This is a genomic window from Flammeovirga sp. SJP92 (assembly GCF_001583495.1).
Lineage (GTDB): Bacteria > Bacteroidota > Bacteroidia > Cytophagales > Flammeovirgaceae > Flammeovirga.
Genome location: NZ_LQAQ01000111.1, coordinates 164558 through 189286 on the forward strand (window position 1 = coordinate 164558; position 24729 = coordinate 189286).

A 24729-nucleotide genomic window follows, 5' to 3' on the forward strand; every position below is an offset into this window, starting at 1 on the left:
AATATATGTTTGATAATCTTAGTAACAGGATTGATCGTGCCATTAAAAACCTAAAAGGTGAAGGTTCGATCAGTGAAATTAACGTTGCTTCAACTGTAAAGGAGATTCGTCGTGCTTTACTAGAAGCCGATGTTAACTTTAAAGTAGCTAAAGAAATTACGAATGAGATTCGTGAGCAAGCTTTAGGACAGAACATTCTTATTGACGTAAAACCAGGTCAATTATTCACTAAAATTGTAAGTGATAAATTAACTGAGTTGATGGGTGGCGAAATGGTCGCTTTTACACCTCAAGGTAACCCAGCAACTGTTTTGATCTCTGGTCTACAAGGTTCTGGTAAAACTACTTTTACAGGTAAGCTTGGATTAAGATTAAAAAAACAAGGCCAACAAGTATTATTAGTTGCAGCGGATGTTTACAGACCTGCCGCCATTGATCAGTTGGAAACATTGGGTGAGCAAATTGGTGTGGATGTTTACACGGAGCGTGAAAACAAAAACCCTGTAGAGATTGCTCAGAACGCTGTAAAATTTGCAAAGGAAAACGGTAAAAGCATTGTTGTGGTCGATACAGCAGGTCGTTTGGCTGTTGATGAGCAAATGATGGCGGAGATTGAAGCAGTTAAAAAAGCTTTGAATCCTTCAGAGACACTTTTCGTAGTGGATTCGATGACTGGTCAAGATGCTGTAAATACTGCTAAAACTTTCAATGATCGTCTTGATTTTGATGGTGTTGTTCTTACAAAGTTAGATGGTGATACAAGAGGTGGTGCTGCTCTTTCGATTAGAAGAGTAGTAGATAAGCCAATTAAGTTCATCTCAACAGGTGAGAAACTAGAAAATACTTTAGATGAGTTCTATCCAGATCGTATGGCACAGCGTATCCTTGGTATGGGTGACGTTGTTTCATTAGTAGAAAGAGCTCAACAAGCTTTCGATGAAGAAGAAGCAAGAAGATTAAATAAGAAATTAAGAAAGAACCAATTCGATTTTAATGACTTATTATCTCAAATCCAACACATCAAAAAGATGGGTGATTTGAAAGATTTGATCGGTATGGTTCCAGGTTTGAACAAAATGGTGAAAGATCAAGAAATTGATTCTGACGCGTTCAAGCCAGTGGAAGCAATCATCCAGTCAATGACTCCTTACGAAAGAATGAACCCAGATAGCTTAAACCAATCACGTAAGAAACGTTTGGCAAATGGTTCTGGTACTTCAGTGCAACAAGTGAACAACTTGATCAAGCAGTTTGAAGAAATGCGTAAGATGATGAAAAAAGTAAATAAAATGTCTGGAATCCCAGGTATGAGCAATAAAATGAAAGGTAAAAAGAAAGGATCTCTACGTAGCCGTTTAGGTGGCGGGAAAAAGAGATAATCTTAACCTAGATTGAAAAGAAAACCACTTCGATTGTTTATCGGAGTGGTTTTTTTGTTTTTGTATGAAAAAGTGTTTTGATCAGTTTGATGTAAGGCGGTGTATTTGATACCTACTTTTGATTCTATTAAACTTCATAAGTTAATATATTCTCTGTCATTTTATTGTATTATTTTAATAAGCACCTTAATTATTAAAATAATTTTGAAGATTTAATTACATTATTCTTTTTTAAGTTATTCAAACTTACATAATTGGAATGAATTAAACACAAGTAGTGTTATAGTAGTGCATTTGTAAAACTTTGTAACCTAATTTTTATAACCCAATGAATATTCAATCCTTAATTAGAATAGGTTTGATATTATCTCTTGTCGGATTGATCTCTTCTTGTACAAAGACAGTGGAAGAGGAAATCAATGATGATTTAAATAATGATCCAACCGCCCAACCCAACAGCAGTGTGAATGATATTGAGGTGCCTGCTGATTTTAACTATGATGTAACTCAATCTTTTAATATTGCAATTTCTTCGTCTGCATTCACAGGTAAAGCATTGTATTCAATCTACATGATGGATGACCAAGGTAATTATACAAAACTTGGAAACACGATCTCAAATGAAGAAGGTATTTCTACTTACAGAGTGACATTACCTTCCTATGTAGAGAAATTATATATAGTCAAAAGACTTAAAGGTAAAGAATGGTATAAGTTAGTAAGTATTACAAGCAATGAAGTAGAAGTTGACTTTGATAAGTTAGCACAAGAAATGACTGCATCGAACAGACGAGCATTGGCAGGCTGTGAAGATTACGTTTATGCAATGAATCACCAAGGTGCTTTTTTCAGTATAGCAATTGAGAGTGATACCTATGATCAAACGGATTACGGAACCATCAATACTGGAGGTTATGCAATGGCTTATGATCAAGAGAATAATATATTCTACTATGATGTTAAAGGAACGCTGTATTCTTATGATAAAGAGGCACAGACAACATCTACAATCAAGAAATTAACAACAGGTATTAGTTCATTAGATAGTGGTTATCCACGTATGGCTTTTAATAAATGGGATGGATTACTGTATATTGGTAATGGTAATAACTATGCTATGATTGATCCGAGTGATGGAAGTGTTGTGAAAACATTAACTGGATCAGGAATTGCAAATAACCAAAATGGTGGAGGGGATTTAACCTTTGCTTCTGATGGTACAATTTATCAGGCTTGTTCTGGAGGTTTATTCCGTTTAGCTGTGAATGAGGATAGTACAAACTTGGATGCTACTAGAATTAGTGCTGATAATTTTCCTCACTATCTCACAGGTGTTACTATTGATCGTTTCGATTATATCTATGCATCAACCAATCATAGTGATAGTAAATTGATCTATATGGATGTGAAAGATGGTTCATACATCGAAGTAGCAACAATGGGTAGAAAAATGAATGATCTAACTTCATTCAGATGTAGAGAAAGTGATTTTGAAGGAGAGGACTCCGATAATGATGGTGTAGTAGATGGATTTGATAATTATCCTGATGATCCAGACAAGGCATTTGATAATTATACTCCTGGTGAAAATGGTTTTGGAACTTTTGCTTTTGAAGATTTATATCCACAAAAAGGGGATTATGATTTCAATGATATTATGGTGCAATACAGACATAATTTTGTGGCTAATGGACAGAATAAAGTAGTGAAAGTATATTCTACTTTCTTAGTGAAATCTGTAAGATCGGATCTTCCTTGTGGTTTTGCCTACCAATTGCCTATTCATGCGGATTCAATTGCAAGTATTACAGGAGCAAAAATCCTCAATGATGTAGTTTCATTGGATGCAAAAGGATTGGAAACAGGTATTGACCCTTCTGTGCCGGTCATGATTGTTTTTGACAATCACTTTGGATTAGTGAAAGGAAATGGAGATATCAGAAAGAGTGATGAGTTTGTGATTGAAACTACATTTGTTACTCCTGTAGACATGAGTTCATTCCCTGTCGAAGACTTCAATCCATTTATCTTTATCAATAAGAACAGAGCAAATGAATTGCACTTAGCGAATGGTACTCCAACATCTAAATATGATCAATCGTTAAGAACATCAGGTGAGGATAGTGGAAATTATAAAACAGCAGATGGTCACCCATGGGGATTGCACATCGCTCATAAGTTTCATCCACCTAAAGAGAGTATAGATATTACAAATGCATACTTAAACTTTAGAGAGTTTGTTGAAAGTGCTGGAGTGAACCGAAGAAATTGGTACACTGATGATGCTGGAAATCGAAAAACGGATTTGATGTATCTCGACCAGTAGAAAATCACCACGTTGAAGAAATTACTTCTTCAAACTCACAACTAGTTTAACAAAAAGTCACCATAATATATTTTATGGTGACTCTCTTTTTTTTACAAAGAAGTTAATCTACTTTGAGAATTTTCTAATTCCTTCCATTAATAAGTGTCCTGAAGCAGGGTTTGTTGCCAATGGCACATCATATAAGTCACAAACTCTCATCAACATCTGAACATCTGGTTCGTGTGGGTGCTTTCCAAGCGGATCTCTAAAAAAGAATACTGCATCCACATCACCTTCAGCAACTAGTGCGGCAATCTGAGCATCACCACCTTTTGGTCCAGAAAGTTTACAATCTACTTCAAGTCCAGCTTTTACTAAATGACTACCTGTTGTACCTGTTGCAACAATATTCATATTTTCAAGAACATCCATGTGATCTTTGAAAAAGCCCACCATCTCTGCTTTTTTGCCATCGTGAGCAATCATTGCTACTTTTTTGAATTCAGTATGCATATTATTAAATATCGAGTTTATTTGATTTAGCTCAAAAAAAGAGCATGTAATGAGTACTTCCTCAAAACATGCTCCAAAATACAATACTATTTTTATAAAATAGGATGATCTATATTACTAAAACCATTAAGACAAAAGTTATCAGGTATTTTGAAATACATTTTGTCTGTTTGCTTTACTATTCATCTTCTTGTAGTTCTTCAGAGTCAACTTTTTTCTCTGCCTCAGCATCTTTTTCTTCAATCCATTCTTTATAGAAAAGTAAACCTTGCTCTAAGGCATACATATAGAAAGAAAGAATCAGAATTGTAAGGTGAATGTTGAATAAAGTATAAGAGATCACTGACATTACCGCAAAATAAATGAGGTAGAAAAGAGAATCTTGTAATAATTCCACCAAAAAGTGATCAGATTCAAAGAATTTCTGCATAAATACAGTAATTGGATCTTTAAATGTCAATGCTTTATGAGATATAAACGTGAAGCAAATGAACAAGAATATGAAGAAACCAATAGTGATTTTATTGTAGCCTTTTTCTAAAGTAATAAAAGCGTTGGTAAGAATTAGTGGCCCAGGCATAAAACCATAGATTGTCTTATGAATATCTCGGTCTTCAAAATCACCTAATACAATAATCCTATCTTTGGTGAAATCTTCCACTAGGAATGGAGGCATACTTAGTAATTCATGCATCTGAATGTAAGTATAATTGTTGGCAACAAACAGGTCATAAGGTCGAATTGGATAATCCAAGATGTAGCCATTGAGCATGTAGTTTCCTCTGAATTTACTAAAGAAATATCCTCTTTCTAAAGTGTCTCCATAAATCTGCTCCGCAATTAACAGTGGAGTTGTTTTAAGAGAATCTCCTTGCATCAAATGATATTTCAATGTAATGGTTTCTTCATGATTTAGTTCCTGAACCTGTAGATCAGACAACCCCAAAGGAACATCAACCACGGGATATTTGGGGGCATTATTAGCTCCTTTATGATAGGATACAATTGTATTTTTTGCCTTTTGGAATTCCGCTTCCATCAGACTGTCATCTTCTGATTTGTCATAGAAGCGTATATCGACCAAGAGGAATTCATGATTGTCAGGGTTTTGATTCAGAAGTGAAAGGAATTTTGTAATAGACTTTCTGTTGGTGATATCTACATTGCCAATTACAAAATTATTGGTGTCTACTTTAGCTGTAAGGTCTTTTTCCCAAGAACAGTTGACAAAGAGGAAACGGTCTTTAGCAGGCTTTTCCTCTGCTTTGAATAATGCATTTCTTGTGGCAGACATCAATTCAATCAAAAGAATTTCATCAGGCATTACATAAACGATTGTCATGTAAAACAATAGCCCCACCATCATAATAATTGCATTAATGGAAGATAGTCCCCACATCAGAGACTTATTCCGCTGCATTCTATAAATTAAACGTTTGTCTTTTTTTTCGGAAGTCATGTTGTACTATTAAAAATCTGAAATCATAAAAAAAGCAAGACAATAATAATGCCTTGCTTTTTGTAGGGAATATATTTTTGATTTGTACATGTTTGAAACCAAATTAAAGTTTTCAAAAACATGTGCTTAAATAATTCCTTCGTTTTTGATCCACTCATTAAACATTTCAAAATCTGTTTGACCGTAAATGTCCAACACATATTGATAAAGTTCAGCTTGAATTTCTTCCACCTTTGAAGTTTGATTTGTAGTCAAGAAAGACTTTAAAGAAATCAGTTCTTCTTTAAGCTGTTCTTGATTCACAAAAATAGGATCAAAACTTCCAATATGATCAATTTTTCTAGTTGCTTTTACCACATAGTAAACATCAACAGTTTCAATTTCATCTAAGCTGGCACCTTCAAATAAGCTATCTTTTTCTAGCAGAAGCTTGTTGTCTCCAAAATTCGGAATCCATCTATTGAATATTTCTTCGCCAGAAGTAAACCTTAAAGCCATCTGCTTTTCCTCATTAAGAGGGTACTTCTCTTGGTTGATATCCAAAATCAGAGAATCGGTGATAAATACATAAGCATCTCCGTTGAAATAATCACTAATATCAGCGACTGTTTCAAAAAGCACACTTCGAGTACTCATTTGTTTGTTGGACTGAATAGGGAATAATACTTCGGACACTAGACTCATAAATTCTCCAGTAGGAGTTTTTTTACTCTTACTGCCATCTAAAAGCATCTTGCCAGTACTCTTTCCAATTACAATTGCTTTGGCATTATTGGAGCCAAAAGAAAGAGAAGCATCCTGACTAATCATGTCACCAACTTTTAGATTTACATTGTTGGTGGTATTTAAGATATCACCACTAACATGTAATACATAAAGATCTTGGGCAAATGTAAAGTGAGAGATTAACAGTGTAATCACTGTACTTAAAAAAAATCTTTTAGTCATAAAGTTCATCATTGTACTTATATGGGGTTAATACTTAACCTTAAGAATTGTAAATGTTTTTTTTCCTGCCGGTGTTGTTACCTCAACAGCGTCACCAACTGATTGATTCAATAATGATTTGCCGATAGGAGAAGCAATACTGATACTTTGTTTTTTAATATCGGCCTCATCTGGACCTACTAAACGAAGCGTCATCTCTCTGTTTGTTTGATCTTTGAATGTCACATAAGCACTAAACATGGCTCTAGTATCATCCACTTTTTGATCAAAAACCTTTAATGTATTAATTCTTCTTCTTAGGTAAGTCAAGCGTCCGTCTATTTCACGAAGTTTTTTCTTGCCATAAATATACTCGGCGTTTTCAGAGCGGTCTCCCATAGCAGCTGCATCACTTACAGCTTGAGTTACCACTTTTCTTTCTTCCCAAATCTCCTGCACTTCATTTTGCAGAGACTCCATTCCTTCTTTTGTAATATAAGTAGATTTATTCATTCTCTTTAAATAATTAAAAAACAAAAATATGAATAAATAGGAAAATTATGATAAAGCAGTTTGAATTTTTAAGTAATCCTATCACTTAGATTCATATAAATTGCTTTTAATCTTTGAATACAATTATTATTCCTATTTACTTTGTCGAAGTATCAACGTATAACTATGCTTCAAAAAGTACTATCCAATTCTTTTCTTTACGGAATTGCTCCCCAATTGGTCGGGGTAGTCAATATGCTTTTACTTCCTTTGATCACTCCTCATTTGACGGCTTTTGATTATGGACTTTATGGCGTGGTCAATGCCTTTATGGTAGGGTTGGGGCTGTTTCAATTTTTAGGATTGACGATTGTGATCACGAATGCATATTACAATCACCCTCAAAAGTATATTTGGATCTGGAGGAAAGTACTGGGTATTTTATTAATCTGGAACTTTCCTTTTGTAATAATTCAGAGCATAGTTCTTTATTTTGTAATACCTTCTGAAGCTCAAAATAATCAACTTGTCATCATTACTTTAGCTGGATTGCCCATCTTTTTTAATTCAACACTTACTTTTATTGGTTCTCTTTATTATCAGTTGAATATAAAACCGAAAGCATTGTTTTATAGAACTGTTGGGGTTGGGTTGGTCGTGGCTTCTATGAATTATTATTGTATTGCCTTTTTGGAAATGGGCTATATGGGATGGTTTTATGCAAACGCAGTGGGTGGTATTTTGATGGGGATTTCGTTCATTTCACTCTTTTTTAGGAAAAAACTTTATCCTGTGTTAAGGCCTTACTCAAAACTGAAACCATTATTAAAATTAGGAACATCAACATTGCCTCATCATTTTTCCGCCTATATTCTGGATTATTCTGATCGTGTTTTGATGGAATTTTCAAATGTTCCTATAAATGCCATTGGTAGATACAATTTATCCTATTCCATAGGAGATAAAGTTTTTCAATTAAGTAACGGTGTGAGATTGGCAGTTGTGCCCGTTATCGTTGATCTATTCAAAAATAATAAGTTACAGCAAGCACAACATATTATTCGAAGCCTTTCAATTTTATTCATTCTAGGAACCATGTGTATCAGCATATGGACTAGAGAGATTTTTGATTTGTTGGTCAAGAATGAAAGCCTCAAAGACGTGTATCCAATTGCTATTGTGATAATCATAACAATGAACTATCGGCCTTACTTTCTATTGAGTACTTCAATACTTGAATTTAAAGAAAAAACAAAGTTTTTATCACACCTTTCCATCGGAGTTACTGTTTTTAATGTAGTAGCGAACTTATTATTGTTGCCATTTTTTGGAATCATGGGCGCTGCAATAGCTACTTTTATTAGCTATTTAGTGTATGGTTTTATTAGTTTTTTTCTTCCAATATCAACTTTAAAAGGGTTTAATAAATTGGAGATTTTATTTACAATGATAGTGATATTGGGAGTTTTGTTTTTATCATTAGAAATCGTTGAATTTACTGTGTTAGTTAAGGGTGTTTTGACAATTATGGTTGGGGTCATGATTACTGCTATTTATTTTAAATCAAGCTGGTTCAAACATGTTTAGTAATGCTATTGACCTCAAAAAGACCTTTCAAAAATTGAAAGGCCTTCTTAAACTTTCATACACAATCTTTAAGTATGAATTACCACTCTGTTTGAATAAAGTTCGATCTTTAGATAATTGAATCAAACTCTGTTTATATATACACTTGAGAAGTATTTTATTTAATTTGATCTATCATTCCAAAACCTCTGGCAGCCACTATCGGATTAAAGATTTCAACATATTCTGTAATGAATCCTTGATCATCAAATTTGAAAGTGGAATAGTAATTATTTTGATAAACCCCTGCATCATTTTTTAATTTGATTTCGCCTTTGTATTTCACGAAAACAATAGAGGGGTCTTCCATTGCGTATAATTCTTCAATGGGAAATTTCATTCCATCAAAATTGCCAAAAACAGGTGTCCAGTAATTTCTAATTCCTTCTTTTCCGTTGGCGCCTTCTAAAAATAAACCAGAAGAATACGGATTAATATGTTTTGCATCTTCAGAGAATAATTTTACCAAACCATCAATGTTTTCGTTTTCTAGTGCGGAGAAAAAAGCCTTTACCTGAGCTTTATTACGATTTCCAATTGTTGATGAAGTATCTTTTTGTGAAATAGAACAATTCGTTAATAATACAATTAAACTGAAAGCGATTATAGATCTTATCATATTTACTTTACTTTTTGAATAGCCTTACTAGGCAATGAAGTGTTGCCATCTTGATATTTATAGTTGAATTTCATGGAAGAGATTTTCCAATTTCCTTTACCCGATTTGATCAGTTCAAAATCATAAGAACCTACAACGGTCCAAACGTTTCCATTGTCATCAGGAAGATAATGCTTAGCAGTGCCATAACAGAATACTGTGGCTTGATTACCTTTTATTTCAGTAATGAAATTTCCAACTTGATGATGTGTGTGTTCAAACCCAGGTAGAATAGTTTTCCAAGCTGTTGTGATTGCCTGTGGACTAAGACTTGTTGCAGGGTTGTTATTCATAGAAGAATAATCCAATACTACTTTTTCATTGAAAACGTCTTCTACTTGTTGCCAATCTTTTTGATCAGTGGCTATGAATAATTGAGTAACGGTTTGTGCTGGAGCAACCTTAGACTGTGCATATGAGCCTAAGGTTAGAAGAGAAAATAAAAGGATGAATAATGATTTCATAACTGTTTTTTTTGTACAGTACAAAGTTCATCATTCAAGTATTTTTGGGATTTAGAATTTCAAATCAAAAAGTTTAAATTTCAAAGAATTCACTTCAAAATAGAACATATGGAGTGAAATTATGGAATTAGAAACTTCAATTCTTCAGAAGTTTTACTAGGAACAAATTCAATAATATCATAATCTGCCAATTCATTTTTATGAAAAGGATCTTTTTTTAGTATCTCTTCAAGTTTAGTTTTTGACTCAAGATTGGAAAGGATAACTCCTCCCGTTCTAGGTATTTTTCGTCCCGAAGCAATGAAATTCTCTAGCTCATATTGCTCATCAAGATATTCAATATGTTCTTCTAAGAATTGATCAACTTTTTCTAAGTCCGTTTTGTAAGTTAAATTGATGATAAACATGTTTCAATTGTTTTTTAGTTTGTTTTTGATTTTAATCTATAAAAAAGAGGCAGTTATTTTGCCTCATACAAGTCTGTTATTTTTTTCAAGTTAATTGAATTATTTATCTCATAAAAATAGTTTAATTGCCATTTTTGAGTACGTTCAGCTTGTTTATTTGTGGTATTATTCCATGAAGGATAGACTCTGAAACCTCTTTTTCCTTCTTTTTTGTTGGTAGTCATGATTCCTTTCTTAATCAAAACAGACTTAGGAAAAACAAATTGTCCTGTTTTTTCATCCTGTTGAACATTCACCACATAGAAATCAATGGGGTCAGAGGCATTAAAAGGTGCTGTTACTTTTTCTTGGTTTCGTTTCCAGAAGGTGACAAACTGTCCGACCTTCTTAGGTGTTATTTTTGATTTCCGACTTAAAATATTCATTCCATTTAATTTAAAACGGCAAGCTTCGTACTCTTGACTTTCATGTTCAATTTCAAAGTCTGAAAATTGGAAAGAGCATTCGTCATAAACTTCAGTTTTAATTTTCTCTATGGTCTTATACATTAGCTTTTGAAATACTATTAGAACTGGAAATAGATAAAAGGTTGAATTTCAGAAGATCTGCTTTGAAACAAAATAAAACCTATAAAAAACAAGAAGGATGCTTTTGCAAAATCAGGCATCGCAATGAATTCAATAGCAATTTTATCTTTCCAAGTTTGAGGCATCCAATGCATAAAGAAACCTAAAACCATAACACCGAATACTTGTTTGTAAGCAACAATCACTTCCAAGGCAATGGAAAGGTCAATATTGGTCAAAATCTGGTTGATCATACTTTCAGCATGTTGCATGTCTTCAGCTCTGAAGTAGATCCATGCATAACAGACGAAATGAAAAGTGACAAAACCACCAATAGCTTTTGTGAGTGAAGTATTTGGAATTCTGTTTTTTGTGATTTCACGCCACAATTTGTGAACAGCAAGACCAACGCCATGAAGAATTCCCCAATAAATAAAACGGAAATGAGCACCGTGCCACAAGCCTCCTAACACCATGGTGATGATAAGGTTGATATACGTTCTGATTTTTCCTTTTCTATTTCCACCTAATGGGATATAAAGGTAATCTCTTAAGAAAGATGAAAGAGAAATGTGCCACCTTCTCCAAAAGTCAGTGATGTCTGTTGCTTTATAAGGAGAATTGAAGTTTAGTGGAAGTCTGAAACCTAATAATACCGCCACGCCAATGGCAATGTCAGTATAACCACTAAAATCACAATAAATTTGGATGGCATAACCATAGGCAGCCATTAAGTTTTCAAACCCTGAGTAGGACCAAGGAGACTCAAAAATCCTGTCTACAAAATTGATGGAAATATAATCAGAGATTAGAATTTTCTTTATTAGACCACCTGCAATTAAAAATAAAGCATGCCCAAATTCACTTTCTCGAACCTTGTAAGGATTGTAGATTTGAGGAATAAATTCTGATGCTCTTACGATTGGTCCCGCTACTAATTGTGGAAAGAAGCTTACAAAAAGAGCAAAGTCCCAAATAGAATCCACAGGTTTGATATCACCTCTATAAATATCTACAGAATAACTAATAGTCTGGAAAGTATAAAAAGAAATACCAATAGGGAGGAATATATTAGAAGTATCCATAGCTGTTCCAAAAACGGTGTTGAGGAATGCAGCAAGGTAATTTTCTTGTTCTAATTCTAAGTGAAATAACTCGTTGATGCCTTCTGTGAAGAAAAAGGTGTATTTAAAATAAGCCAATAAGCTGAGATTGATTAAAGCACTTAAAAAGACTAACTTTTTTCTTTTGGAAGGATTGGTTGAATTGAAGATGGCTTCTCCAATATAATAATCCACAATGGTGGAGAAGATGAGCAAGACAAAATAGAAACCGCTTGACATATAATAAAAATACAAACTAGCACAAAGCAACAAGAAGTTCCTCGCTGAAATATTTTTATATATAAACTGATAGGTGATAATGATTGCTCCAAAAAGCACCCAAAAAATTACTTGAGTAAAAAGTAAAGGGCTATTTTCAGAATAGGTAACCAATTCAAGCATTCGTCTGTAGGATTATTTCAAAAAATATAAATCAAAAAAGTCAACTTCATCGAAGTTACCTCATTTAAGCACTAGGACAAAAGAAAATAAAGAATTTAAATAGACTTTTCTTTTGACCATAATTTACTATTTACGCAAAAGTGCTCTCTTTTTTTGTAAAAAAAGAATATTGAGAATAGAATAATTCTAATAATTCCTTTTTAACTTCGGATGGATTTAAAGTAAAACGATTTTTAAAGTAGAGCGAAGATGGCAAAGAAAGTAAAGACGGCTTATTTCTGTCAACATTGTGGATTTGAATCACCAAAATGGCAAGGCAAATGCCCGTCTTGTAACGAATGGAATTCATTTGTTGAAGAAGTAATCCAAGACGAAACGCCAAAGAAGGGAAGCTGGAAAATGACTTCAAGTAATGATAGAAGCGGAGGTTATGTCAATTCCAAGCAAGAAACATCAAAACCCATAAAAATAAATGAGGTGAAATACGAAAAAGAAGGTCGTATTGTCACTCAGGATGAAGAATTAAACAGAGTATTAGGAGGTGGAATCGTCCATGGTTCAGCTGTCATGATTGGAGGAGAGCCAGGTATCGGTAAATCAACCTTAATGCTTCAAATAGCTTTGTCATTAAAAGATAAACAAGTACTATATGTATCTGGAGAGGAAAGCGGTCAGCAAATTAGACAGCGCGCTGAACGTCTGCCTTTCTCGTCAGAAGAAACTTATGTATTGACTGAAACAGATACATCGAAAATATTCGCCCATGTAGAGAAAATGACGCCAGATGTAATGGTGATTGATTCGATACAGACATTAGTATCTCCACTTTTAGAGGCAGCAGCAGGAAGTGTTTCTCAAGTGAAAGAATGTGCCGCAGAGATGATTCGTTTTGCCAAAGACACTGGGACACCTGTATTGATGATTGGACACATTACCAAAGAAGGTAGTTTGGCAGGGCCAAAAGTCTTAGAACATATGGTGGACACAGTTTTGCAGTTTGAAGGAGACCGTCATATGAGCTACAGAATCTTGAGAACGATCAAAAATAGATTTGGTTCTACCTCTGAATTGGGCATCTACGAGATGATTGCAAGTGGCCTGAGAGAAGTGAGTAATCCTTCAGAAATTTTACTCTCTCAAAGAGATGATGGTCTGAGCGGTGTTGCAATTGGTACAGTTATGGAAGGTAACAGACCGTTGTTAGTAGAAATCCAGTCACTCGTTACTCCATCTGTATATGGTAATCCTCAAAGAAGCCCTACAGGTTATGATTCAAAAAGGTTGAATATGCTTCTGGCGGTTTTAGAGAAAAGAAGTGGATATAAACTAAATTTTTCAGATGTTTTTCTTAATGTCGCAGGAGGATTAAGAGTAGAAGATCCCGCCATTGATCTGGCCGTAGTAGCTTCCCTAATCTCTTCATTTGAAGATATATCTATTGAATCAACGACTTGTTTAGCGGCAGAAGTAGGTCTAGGAGGTGAAGTAAGAGCAGTGTCAAGAATTGAAAACAGAATAGTTGAGGCTGAGAAATTAGGTTTCAAAGAAATGTATATTTCTAAATACAATGTAAAAGGCCTTGACCTCAAGAAGTATAAAATGAAAGTAGTTCCTGTTGGAACGGTTGCCGAAATGGCAGAAAAGTTATTTACTTAGATTTAATGAAACGTAGCTTAGTACTTATTCAGTTGCTGATCGTATTTTCTTTCACTGTTTTTGGGCAGTCATCCAAATCGGTGAAACTTTTTCAAAAAGGAGAAAAAGCGGTAGCAGAAAGGAATTTTATTGATGCCAAATTATATTTGGAAAAGTCTATTGCAGAGGATAATACCAATGGCGATAGCTATTATTTATTAGCCTATTTAAACATTTTGGATAAAGATTACGAAAAAGCCAGGCAACTTTATAGAGAGTTGATGAAGTGTTGTAGTCAGAATTCAAAATTTATGCTGGCACATCTTTCTTTGGCTGAATATGAGTGGTCTTTAGGCAACTATGACAAAGCAATTCGTTATGCAAGTTCTTTTCTGGCATTTAATCCAACGAGAAGACAATACAGAGAAATTGGGAGGGCCAATAAAATAGTGGCTTCTTCCAATTACGCACTCGAAAATATTCATAAAGTTTTACCTTATTCTTATGAAAATATTGGAGATCAGGTCAATGTAAAAGACCAGCAATATTTTCCAGCCATTACTGCAGATGGGAAAGAGCTTTATTTTACAGCTCGTAATGAAAGAGAGAATGAGAATATTTTTAAATCCAACTTTTTTAATGATAATTGGTCTTCACCACAAGAAGTGGAGGAGCTCAATACGCCATTCAACGAAGGGACGTGTTCTATTTCAGCTGATGGGACTATTATGATTTTTACCTCTTGTGAATCAACAAGAGAAAGGATGGGATATGGTAGTTGTGATTTATTTATTACTCAAAAAGTAGGAGATAGATGGTCTGAACCCAAAAATTTAGGTCCTAATATTAATTCTAGAGATTGGGAATCTCAACCCTCACTTTCAGCTGATGGAAGAACACTTTATTTTGTATCTGATCGCAGAGGAGGACAAGGAAAGAAAGATATTTGGGTATCGCACATGAATGCAAACAATGAGTGGATGCCTGCCGTCAATTTAGGAGAAGAGGTGAATACAAATGATGATGATATCTCTCCCTATATTCATTCTAACGGTCATACTCTTTACTTTTCATCAGAAGGACATTTAGGTTTTGGCGGATTGGATTTGTTCAAATCAGAAAAAGACGGAGCAGGTTGGACTCAACCTATGAACTTAGGATATCCAATAAACGATCATGCAGATCAAGTTTCTTTAGTGGTTTCTGCTGACGGTAAAAAAGGATATTTTTCGAAGGAACATGTGGAGGGGAATAAACGCACAAGTAAGATTGTTTCATTTGACTTGCCGGAAGAAATTCTACCACAATCATTGAGCACTTATTTGAAAGGTGTGGTTTATGATGCCATTACAAAAACCCCAATTAAGGCACAACTAGAACTGAAACTCTTGGATAATGAGAAAACAGAATCAAAAGTATTATCAGATGGAGAAACGGGAAAATATCTAATTGTCCTCAATCAAAATGAAGAATATGCATTGTATGTATCAAAACCAGGTTACCTATTTCAAAGCTTGACTTTTGATATGCATAATGCTGGAGTTGAAGGGGTAACCCTAGATATATTTTTACAGCGAGTAGATCAAGGTACGAATATAACACTGAGCAATATCTTTTTTAATTCAAACGAATATGTACTTCAAAAGAAAAGCGATGTAGAATTAAACAAGATAAAAGATTTCTTGATTTTGAATCCTAGTTTAAGTGTAGAGATCTCAGGTCACACGGATAATATTGGTACTAATGAGTATAACTTAAACCTTTCTCAAAAAAGAGCTGAAGCTGTTACAAATTATTTAATTCAACATGGAATTGATTCTAGCAGGTTGAAAGCTGTGGGTTATGGAGAGAAAAAACCTATTGCAGATAATAGTTTAGAATCAGGTAGAAAAGAGAATAGAAGGATAGAGTTCGAGATTTTGTAAGAAAGCAAACAATCATAAACATAATTGAAGTGTTAGATTAAGTGTTTTTTACTAATTTGCGAAAAAAATTAGCAGAGAAAGATGAATTTAATATCAGTTGATAGTGCAACTAAATATTGGGGAGAAAAACCTCTTTATGAAAATATAAGCTTTGGGATTCAAAAAGGACAAAAAGTAGCGTTAGTAGCGAAAAATGGTGGAGGTAAATCCACTTTGCTCAATGCCATTGTTGGAAATGAATCCTTGGATAGTGGGACGATAGCTATCAATAAAGATATTACCGTTGGTTTATTAGAACAAGAACCTCAATTTGAGCCAGATCAATCCGTTTTGGATTATGTGCTTTCAAGTGATTCGCCAATTATCACTGCGGTGCGTGATTACGAAAAAGCGTTAGCAGATAGTGGTGCAGATTATTCAGATGCTACTTTAAAGCAATTGGATAAGGCTACGCAGAAGATGGAGGAATTGAAAGCGTGGGATGCAGAAGCAAGAGTGAAGCAAATTCTTACCGCTTTTAAAATTGAAGATCTTTCGGCTCCAATGAAATCACTTTCGGGTGGTCAGCAAAAAAGGGTGGCATTAAGTAAAATCTTAATTGAAGAGCCTGGTTTATTGATTTTGGATGAGCCTACTAACCACCTTGATTTAGATATGATCGAATGGCTGGAAGAGTATTTGACAAGAGCTAAATTGTCTATTCTTTTAGTGACTCACGATAGATATTTCTTAGACCGTATTTGTAATGAAATCTTAGAATTAGAAGACGGTGTAATCTACAATCATAAAGGAAATTATTCTTACTACATCGAGAAAAAAGCAGAGAGGGAAGCCAATCATGCTGCCACAGTAGATAAGGCAAAAAACTTGATGCGTAAAGAACTCGATTGGGTAAGAAGAATGCCAAAAGCGAGAGGGACAAAGCAGAAATTCAGAATGGATGCTTTCCATGATTTGAAGAAAACAGCTAAGAGTGGAAAGACAGAAGAGAAAGCAGAGATTGCCGTGAATATGTCTCGCTTAGGAAAGAAAATCCTCGAGTTTGAAGGTGTTAATAAAGCATTTGGTGATAAGAAAATTGTAGATGATTTCTCTTATATCTTTAAGCGTAAAGAGCGCGTCGGTATTGTCGGTAATAATGGGGTAGGTAAATCTACTTTCTTGAATATGTTGACGGGAAGTGAGTCGATCGATTCTGGTACAATTACCAAAGGTGAGACGATTGTTTACGGTTACTATACTCAGAAAGGACTTTCATTTGATGAGGACATTAAAGTAATTGATGTAGTTCGTGATATCACAGAAAATCATGCGATGTCAGACGGTACCACTTTGACACCTTTACAGTTATTGAACCGATTCCTTTTTACACCTGAAAAACAGCATTCGTATATTTCTACATTGAGTGGTGGAGAGCGTAAAAGATTGTACTTGTGCACCGTTTTATTACGAAATCCTAACTTTTTAATACTTGACGAGCCTACCAATGACTTGGATATCCCTACTTTAAGTGTTTTGGAAGACTTTTTGGAAGAGTTCCAAGGATGTGTTATTGTTGTAACACACGACAGGTACTTTATGGATAAATTGGTTGATCATTTATTTGTTTTTGAAGGCAATGGTGTGATCAAAGATTTCAATGGCAAGTATTCTGAATACAGAGCTTATATGGATGAACAGGAGCGTTTGAAGAAGATTGCTGCTCGTGAAGAAAAAGAGAAAAAGCAACAGCAAGAAAAGAAAGAACGTCCTAAAACAACCACTAAAAAGCTTTCATTCAAAGAAAAACAAGAATACGAAGCCTTAGAAAAGGAAATAGAAGTACTTGAAGAGGAAAAGGAAAATTTAGAAAGTAAATTATCAGATGGTTCAGTCACTGATGTTGATGAAATCAGAGAGATTTCTGAAAGACTTGGCGTAGTGATGGAAGAAGCAGATGATAAGATGATGCGATGGATGGAATTAGACGAAATAGCCAATGGCTAATAGTTTTTATATTATTTTTTACCGTTGATGGGTGGGCACAGTCTGCCCATCAACTGTATTTTCGTGCATCATACCGCGATGTAGATCAAGTGCATTTTGACTCTACAAAACATTTCTTTACCCTCCCAATGAACTATGGTCAATTTGAAATCAATGAATTGCCAGAAGCACAAGAAATAGACCGTCTACAAATCGACTCTGTACAATTGGTCTATACCAATCATCCCAAAGATTTTGATTTCTCAGAGCTCAATACCAATCGAATAGAACAATTCACACACTGGTTTGAAGGGTCAATAGATGATCCAATAATCCGATGGAGAATAATCCGTCAAACAAAAGGTGAATCCAAAGCAGACTTTGAAGCAATGTTTCATGGTATTGTTGCTTATTATAGTTCACGCCCAAGAAAACCGCTATTACCCGAGCAGGAAGTCATCAGAAAGAAAAATATTGATAAAAAATTCGAACATCTTGTCAAGAAAAAATTGAAGGTAGAGGATGAATTAATCCATATTACTTCGGAAGTTTTTGAAAAAAATAGAGACAATTGGAATCGAGCTGTTATTATCAGTGACTGGACAGGGAGTATGTATCCTTATACCATTGATTTATTATCCTGGCTGATTAAGGAAAGAGCTCAAGATCAAGTGATTGGTTTTGTTTTCTTCAATGATGGAGATACAAAAATCACATCACAAAAAAGTATCGGTAAAACAGGTGGTATTTATACCATAAGAGATAGTAGAGTAATTCCTGTTTTTAACCTCATGACAAAAGTAAAAAACAACGGGGATGGAGGCGATCTTCCTGAAAATGATATTGAAGCTATAATTAATGCTCAAAATGAGTTTAAGGATGGTAATACATTTATATTAGTAGCAGATAATAACTCCGTTATCCGTGATCTTTCTCTTATTTCTGAAATAAAACACCCTATTGAAATTATCCTTAATAAAGCAGATTTGAACGTAAAAGGATTACCCATTGTTTTAAAGGATTATGTTGACCTCGCATTAAAAACATCAGGTAGAATTTATGTAGAAGGACAAGAGTTCAAAACAGAATCAGAATTGCTTTCACTCCCAACCAAAAGATTGACAGATCAATAATGAATAAAATTGTTATTAGAGAAGCAAAGAAAAGTGAGTATCTCTCCATTGGTAAAATGATGGTAGAGGTTTATGCTGCGTTAAAAGATTTTCCACAAAAGGAAGAAATGCCAGAATACTATGAAATGCTTTCAAACGTCGGAGACCTTACGGAAAAGGAACATGTTTCTATTCATGTTGCATTAGAAAATGACCAGATAGCAGGAGCAGTTGTATTTGTAAAAGAAATGTCTGATTACGGTTCTGAAGGAACGGCTACAACTGTAATGAATGCATGCGGATTTAGACTTCTAGCTGTTAGTCATCAGCATCAAGGGAAAGGTATTGGCAAAAAGTTAGTAGAGTATTGTTTGAAAAAAGGCAAGGATTTGAAACGGGAACGATTAATTATTCATTCCACAAAACCAATGAAATTAGCTTGGACGATGTATGAGAGAATGGGTTTTGTTAGAAATGAGGCTTTGGATATCAATAAAGAAGAAATACAAGTTTATGGCTTTAACTTCTACTATTAAATAGCATACTATAATGAAATTAATTGCCGACGGAAAATATAAACTAGAAAAATTTCCTGGTAAAGGAGGTTGGACTTATGCTGAGTTGCCAACGATTCCAATGGATAAAAACAATCCTTTTGGCTGGGTGAGAGTGAATGGTTATATAGATGATTATGAGTTGACAAATTATAAATTGATGCCAATGGGGAATGGAAATCTTTTTTTACCAGTAAAAGCTCAAATACGGAAAAAAATAAAAAAAGAGGAAGGAGATGAAGTATTGATTCAACTATATCTTGATGAAGCAAGTGTGGATATTCCTGACGAAATAAAATCATGTTTGGAGTTGGAATCGAAAACAGTACAGGATAACTTTGAAAAGCTTTCAGAAGAAAAGAAGAAAGATTATGTCAATTGGATCTACAATACAAGAGATGATGAGGAAAAGGCCAATAGAATTATTGGTATGATAATGGCGCTTTCCAAAGTCTGATTAAAACAACAACAAATATGCTTCTCACTAGATTAGAAAACGATAAAATTTCAACATTGAAACTGAATGATCTACAAATTAAAATGAAAGATCAAATCACCAATAAAGTTTCAGATGGTACTTATACTTTTGAAGAAGTCAGTTGTCCTGTATGTGGTGGTTCTACCAAGGAAGTAATTGGAAAAAAAGACAGGTATGGTTTGTATTTTGAAACAAACCTTTGTTCTGATTGTGGCTTGATCTACACTAGCCCCAGAATGGATCAGACTAGCTATAATGAGTTTTATAATGCTGAATACCGTAAGTTATATGATGCAAATAACACTGCAACAGAAACATTTTTCCTTGATCAGCAAAAGAGAGGAGAAAGTCTTTACAACTACTTGGATGAACACCAGCTGATTCAGAAAAAGAATATGTTTGTCGTTGAAGTAGGATGTGGAGCAGGAGGAATCCTAAAAGTTTTCAAAGAAAAAGGACATACTATAAAAGGTATAGATTTAGGAGAAGATTACATCAATTGGGGAAAGAAAAATTACGACTTAGATCTAGAAATGGGAACAATCAATGATTTTTCATTTGAGGATCAAAAGCCAGATTTAGTCATTTATTCCCATGTAATGGAGCATATTCTAGATTTGGATAAAGAGCTAGAACTACTAAAAGAGCGATTGCATAAAGACTCTTTGGTTTACATAGAAGTTCCAGGCGTAAAAGAAGTGCACCGCAATTATAAATCAGACTTTTTACTCTACCTTCAAAATGCTCACACAATTCATTTTACATTAGAAACGTTGAAAAACCTTTTCACTAAAAATGGTTTTAAGATGATCTGTGGAAATCAATTTGTAAGGTCAGTATTTAAAATAGGTAATAGCGATACTACTATTGTAAATGACTATAATTCTGTAAAAAAATACCTTCTTAAAATTGAAAGAATCCACAAATTTTATCCGTTTACAACCACGGCATGGATCAATACTCTCAAAATATTTTATAGAAAGCTTAAATCATTCCAATAAAAATAGCTTAGAATAATTCACAGCTTTTCTTCTCAAAATTCAATTATAAACTATTAAGAGAAAATATTGGTTTTTTAGATATAGAAAGATAAAATTTGCCTAAAAACTATATTTAAATACCATGAAACCAATACTTTGCCTATTAGTTAACCTAATATTTATTCTCAATACTTTCTCACAACAAACCGATCAATCTACATTTGAAAACATGTCACATGATCAAAAGTTGAAGGGTAGTGTAACGGGGAAAGAAGTAATGCTTACTTTCGAAAACTCATTTGATGTAGAGGAAAATAAACTTTACATACAAGGGTCTGATAATAATAAAGACTGGCATAAAAAAACGGAAATAGAGACATCTAACAGTGTAAATCCAAATATGGCAGTGCGATTTATGGATCATTTTCCATCAAAATATTATAGAATTGTAAAAGTAGAAAAAAACGGATTTACTGAAGTAGTCTCTTCTTTAAACCTTTCTGGTGAATCTCAGCTACAGATTTTATTGTTCACTAAAGAAAATCAGAATAATCCTATAAAGTTGATGCTTAGAACCGTTGAGTTTGGTTCAACAATACAGTTTAGTATTTACAATAGAGAGGGGAATTCGGTCTATAATACTAATATTCAAACCTCTAAAGGAGAACGTGTTATACAAAGCTTCTACTTGTCAGAGATTTTGACCAAAGGACGCTATTGGGTGGAATTGAAACAAGAAAAAAGACAGGATATAAATCTCATTAATGTATTATAAGGCGAGATCTTGAGGAAGAAAGTGGATCATTAGAAGAATAAATTTGATGATTTTAATCATGCATACCGTAACGCAAACCGTTGCGAAAAAAAAAACTAAAAAATGTATTAAAAACCCTTTTTAATAAGAATAACATTATAGTATTTTAGCTAAACAAAGTGGTGTTGAAAACCATTAAAACTGGAAATTCTATAAAATCGTTCTTAATGAAAGCGACCTTTAAAATACATTATGATACTCAATTTGGTCAGCAATTAAAAATTGTTGGTTCTTTACCAAGTTTGGGAAAAAACAAAAAAGATGAGGCCCTAGAAATGTCATATTTAGGGGGGGGAGTTTGGTTTGCAGAAGTTGACCTCTCAAAAACTAAAGCAAAGAGTTTTACTTACAACTATCTTTTAGTTGATAAGTCAAATGGTATTGTATACCAAGAGGATGGAGCTCCAAGAAAAGTGGAACTAGACAAAACTTTGTACAAGAATTATATCTTACAAGATGCTTGGAATCCTTACCACGAAACAGAAAACGCCTATGATACAGCGGCGTTTGATGTAATTTTCCAAACATCAGCTCCTAAAAATAAAGCAGCTAAAAAGTCAACTAAAGATGCAAAGTATACTTTTGAAGTAAATGTGCCTCGTATTAACAAGGACATGGTAGCAAAAGTAGTTGGGTCTGTAGACGAATTAGGAAATTGGGATATCAATAATGCCCTTCCAATGAATTACGACAACGAGCGTAAGCTTTGGACGGTTACAACTCCTATTAAAAAGAATCACCACAAATTAAAATATAAATATGTATTAGTATCTACAAAAGATGCTAATCATGTTGAATTAGAAGGTGGATTTGATCATGTTTTTGACATTCAGGAAAATGATCCAAAAACATATGTTCGTTTTGCTGATCATAGATTCACTTATGATAAGAGAGCTTGGAGAGGAATGGGTGTTGCCCTTCCTGTATTCTCACTAAGGTCTGAACAAGGTCTTGGAGTAGGAGAGTTCTTGGATATCAAAGGTTTAGTGGATTGGTCGAAAGAAACAGGAATGAGATTGGTACAGATCTTACCTGTTAATGATACAATGGCCACTTATACATGGGTAGATTCTTATCCATATGCTTCTGTGTCAGTTTATGCATTACATCCTCTTTACATCAACCTTGAAGCTGTTGGAGCTTTAAAGGATAAGAAGAAGATGACGAAGCTGAAAAATCTTAAGGAAAAATTAAATGCATTGGATACTGTCGATTATGAGGCTGTAATGAATGCAAAAATGGATTACCTTAAGGAGATTTGGTCTGAGCAAAAAGCAAGCTTCTTTAAGGATGCAAAAGTAAAAGCATTTATGAAAGAGCAAGAAGATTGGTTGTTGCCATATGCTGCTTTCTGTCATTTGAGAGATAAATATAAAACACCAGATTTCTCTAAATTTGAGAAGTTTGCTAAATATGATGAGAAAGAAGTAGCTAAACTTTTTGCTTCAAAATCAAAAGTTAAAGATGATGTGAACTTCTACGTGTTTGTTCAGTATCATCTTCATGCTCAATTGCTTGAAGCATCTGAATATGCTCAAGATAATGGTGTAGTATTAAAAGGTGATATTCCAATTGGTATCTACAGATATTCTGCAGATGCTTGGACAGCACCTCACTTATATAATATGAACGGTCAAGCTGGTGCTCCACCAGATGATTTTGCTGTAAACGGTCAGAACTGGGGATTCCCGACATATGACTGGGATACAATGAAAGAAGATGGCTATGCTTGGTGGACAAGTAGAATGACTCACTTGTCACAGTATTTCCAAACGTTCAGAATTGATCATATTTTAGGCTTCTTCCGTATTTGGGAGATTCCAATTGACTCTGTTCAAGGTTTATTAGGTCAGTTCAGACCTGCTCTTCCTTTACACATCAATGAGTTTGAAAGCAGAGGAGTGAGATTTGATTTTGATCGTTTCTGTAAGCCATACATCCGTGAGCATTTCTTGGGTGAGATGTTTGGAGCTGATACTGATTGGGTAAGAGCTGAGTTCTTAAATGAAAAGTATACAGGTGCTTATGACTTCAAGGAGCAGTTTGATTCTCAAGTGAAAATTCAAACTTACTTCAATGGTCTTAATGCGAAAGATGAAGCTGATCAAGCAAGATTAGACGCAGTAAGAGATGGTTTATATAGCCTTCATAATGAAGTATTGCTAATTGCAGCTTTAGGTTATGATGACGGTATGCATTATGCTCCTCGTGTAACAATGGATAAGTCAAGAACATTTAATGAATTGGAAAGCTTTCAGAAGCATACTTTCTGGGATTTATATGTTGATTACTTCTTCAAACGTCAGGAAGATCTTTGGGCTTCGCAAGCAATGGAAAAATTACCAGCAATCAAAGAAGCGACAAACATGTTGATTTGTGGTGAGGATTTAGGTATGGTTCCTGATTGTGTTCCAGGTGTGATGACTGAACTTGAAATTTTAAGCTTAGAGATCCAAAGAATGCCTAAAGACCCTACAATTGCATTTGGTCACCCAGGTAACTATCCTTACGAATCTGTAGCATCTCCATCTTCACATGATATGTCAACTGTTAGAGGCTGGTGGGAAGAAGATAGAGGTGAAACTCAAAGATTCTATAATGAAATTCTTGGTAACTGGGGTGAAGCGCCACAACATTGTGAGCCTTGGATTGCTGAGCAGGTTTTAGTACAGCATTTGTATGCTGACTCAATCTGGACTATTTTCCCTCTACAAGATTTACTTGCGATTGATGGTGAGTTGAGAAGAGAAAATCCAGAAGATGAACGTATCAACGTTCCTGCTATCAAGCACCATTACTGGAGATATAGAATGCACTTTACTTGTGAAGAATTGGTGAAACAAAAAGCATTCAACTCTAAGTTGAAAGGTTTGATCACTGCTTCAGGTAGAAATACAGAATATTAATATTCGATTGATATATTAAAAGCAAAGGTCACTTGATTCAGTTCAAGTGACCTTTT

At 34.3% G+C, this 24729-nt stretch carries 21 protein-coding genes; 12 read left to right on the forward strand and 9 right to left on the reverse strand.

What is annotated here, in order from left to right; all coding sequences use genetic code 11:
* The first annotated feature begins 5 nt into the window (after nt 1-5).
* Both ffh and AVL50_RS28740 read left to right on the forward strand, forming a co-directional pair.
* Nucleotides 6-1379 (forward strand): signal recognition particle protein, encoded by a 1374-nt coding sequence (gene ffh / locus AVL50_RS28735; protein WP_062620858.1) that lies wholly within the window; start codon nt 6-8, stop codon nt 1377-1379.
* Nucleotides 1380-1707: 328 nt separating this feature from the next.
* A complete protein-coding gene (locus AVL50_RS28740; RefSeq protein WP_062620860.1) occupies nt 1708-3705 on the forward strand; it encodes an LruC domain-containing protein in 1998 nt (665 codons plus the stop codon).
* A 108-nt stretch (nt 3706-3813) separates the two neighbouring features.
* Here the strand turns inward: AVL50_RS28740 and AVL50_RS28745 are convergent, their stop codons facing one another.
* The 4 genes from AVL50_RS28745 to AVL50_RS28760 all read right to left on the reverse strand — a co-directional run bounded on the left by AVL50_RS28745 (nt 3814) and on the right by AVL50_RS28760 (nt 7099).
* Entirely contained in the window at nt 3814-4200 is a 387-nt protein-coding gene (locus tag AVL50_RS28745; RefSeq protein ID WP_062620862.1) for a methylglyoxal synthase, read from the reverse strand.
* Nucleotides 4201-4378: 178 nt separating this feature from the next.
* A complete protein-coding gene (locus AVL50_RS28750) occupies nt 4379-5659 on the reverse strand; it encodes a hypothetical protein (protein ID WP_062620863.1) in 1281 nt (426 codons plus the stop codon).
* Nucleotides 5660-5785: 126 nt separating this feature from the next.
* Entirely contained in the window at nt 5786-6607 is an 822-nt protein-coding gene (locus AVL50_RS28755) for a hypothetical protein (RefSeq protein ID WP_157491653.1), read from the reverse strand.
* 27 nt (nt 6608-6634) lie between these two features.
* Complete coding sequence (locus AVL50_RS28760; RefSeq protein ID WP_062620866.1) at nt 6635-7099, reverse strand: GreA/GreB family elongation factor; 465 nt, start codon at nt 7097-7099, stop codon at nt 6635-6637.
* Between the two features lie 165 nt (nt 7100-7264).
* Between AVL50_RS28760 and AVL50_RS28765 the strand changes: the two genes are divergently transcribed.
* Nucleotides 7265-8665 carry a polysaccharide biosynthesis C-terminal domain-containing protein gene (locus AVL50_RS28765; protein ID WP_062620868.1) on the forward strand — a complete coding sequence of 467 codons (1401 nt, stop codon included), beginning with the start codon at nt 7265-7267 and terminating at the stop codon, nt 8663-8665.
* 157 nt (nt 8666-8822) lie between these two features.
* On the opposite strand, the gene AVL50_RS28770 is transcribed toward AVL50_RS28765, so the two are convergent.
* The 5 genes from AVL50_RS28770 to AVL50_RS28790 all read right to left on the reverse strand — a co-directional run bounded on the left by AVL50_RS28770 (nt 8823) and on the right by AVL50_RS28790 (nt 12304).
* Nucleotides 8823-9323: a nuclear transport factor 2 family protein gene (locus AVL50_RS28770; protein WP_082796051.1), complete on the reverse strand. Its 501-nt coding sequence runs from the start codon at nt 9321-9323 to the stop codon at nt 8823-8825.
* Between the two features lie 2 nt (nt 9324-9325).
* Complete coding sequence (locus AVL50_RS28775; protein WP_062620870.1) at nt 9326-9826, reverse strand: nuclear transport factor 2 family protein; 501 nt, start codon at nt 9824-9826, stop codon at nt 9326-9328.
* A 119-nt stretch (nt 9827-9945) separates the two neighbouring features.
* Nucleotides 9946-10233 (reverse strand): YciI family protein, encoded by a 288-nt coding sequence (locus AVL50_RS28780; protein ID WP_062620871.1) that lies wholly within the window; start codon nt 10231-10233, stop codon nt 9946-9948.
* 53 nt (nt 10234-10286) lie between these two features.
* On the reverse strand, nt 10287-10781 hold the full coding sequence (locus tag AVL50_RS28785; RefSeq protein ID WP_062620873.1) for a MepB family protein: 495 nt from the start codon (nt 10779-10781) through the stop codon (nt 10287-10289).
* 17 nt (nt 10782-10798) lie between these two features.
* Complete coding sequence (locus AVL50_RS28790; RefSeq protein WP_062620875.1) at nt 10799-12304, reverse strand: MBOAT family protein; 1506 nt, start codon at nt 12302-12304, stop codon at nt 10799-10801.
* A gap of 249 nt (nt 12305-12553) precedes the next feature.
* Between AVL50_RS28790 and radA the strand changes: the two genes are divergently transcribed.
* From radA to AVL50_RS28835, 9 genes are all read left to right on the forward strand, one after another.
* Nucleotides 12554-13960 (forward strand): DNA repair protein RadA, encoded by a 1407-nt coding sequence (radA, locus tag AVL50_RS28795; RefSeq protein ID WP_062620877.1) that lies wholly within the window; start codon nt 12554-12556, stop codon nt 13958-13960.
* Nucleotides 13961-13965: 5 nt separating this feature from the next.
* A complete protein-coding gene (locus AVL50_RS28800) occupies nt 13966-15864 on the forward strand; it encodes an OmpA family protein (RefSeq protein ID WP_062620878.1) in 1899 nt (632 codons plus the stop codon).
* An 81-nt stretch (nt 15865-15945) separates the two neighbouring features.
* The gene (locus AVL50_RS28805; protein WP_062620879.1) at nt 15946-17850 is read left to right on the forward strand and encodes an ABC-F family ATP-binding cassette domain-containing protein; all 1905 of its coding nucleotides are present in this window, start codon (nt 15946-15948) and stop codon (nt 17848-17850) included.
* Nucleotides 17817-18962, forward strand: coding sequence for a hypothetical protein (locus AVL50_RS28810; protein ID WP_157491655.1), 1146 nt, complete (start codon nt 17817-17819; stop codon nt 18960-18962). Before AVL50_RS28805 ends, AVL50_RS28810 begins: the two co-directional genes overlap by 34 nt.
* A complete protein-coding gene (locus AVL50_RS28815; RefSeq protein ID WP_062620882.1) occupies nt 18962-19477 on the forward strand; it encodes a GNAT family N-acetyltransferase in 516 nt (171 codons plus the stop codon). Before AVL50_RS28810 ends, AVL50_RS28815 begins: the two co-directional genes overlap by 1 nt.
* A gap of 13 nt (nt 19478-19490) precedes the next feature.
* Complete coding sequence (locus AVL50_RS28820) at nt 19491-19952, forward strand: YdeI/OmpD-associated family protein (RefSeq protein WP_062620884.1); 462 nt, start codon at nt 19491-19493, stop codon at nt 19950-19952.
* An 83-nt stretch (nt 19953-20035) separates the two neighbouring features.
* Nucleotides 20036-20974: a methyltransferase domain-containing protein gene (locus AVL50_RS28825; protein ID WP_172826946.1), complete on the forward strand. Its 939-nt coding sequence runs from the start codon at nt 20036-20038 to the stop codon at nt 20972-20974.
* A gap of 121 nt (nt 20975-21095) precedes the next feature.
* Nucleotides 21096-21728 carry a hypothetical protein gene (locus AVL50_RS28830; protein WP_157491656.1) on the forward strand — a complete coding sequence of 211 codons (633 nt, stop codon included), beginning with the start codon at nt 21096-21098 and terminating at the stop codon, nt 21726-21728.
* Nucleotides 21729-21934: 206 nt separating this feature from the next.
* Nucleotides 21935-24673: a 4-alpha-glucanotransferase gene (locus AVL50_RS28835; protein ID WP_062620890.1), complete on the forward strand. Its 2739-nt coding sequence runs from the start codon at nt 21935-21937 to the stop codon at nt 24671-24673.
* The last annotated feature ends 56 nt before the right edge of the window (nt 24674-24729 follow it).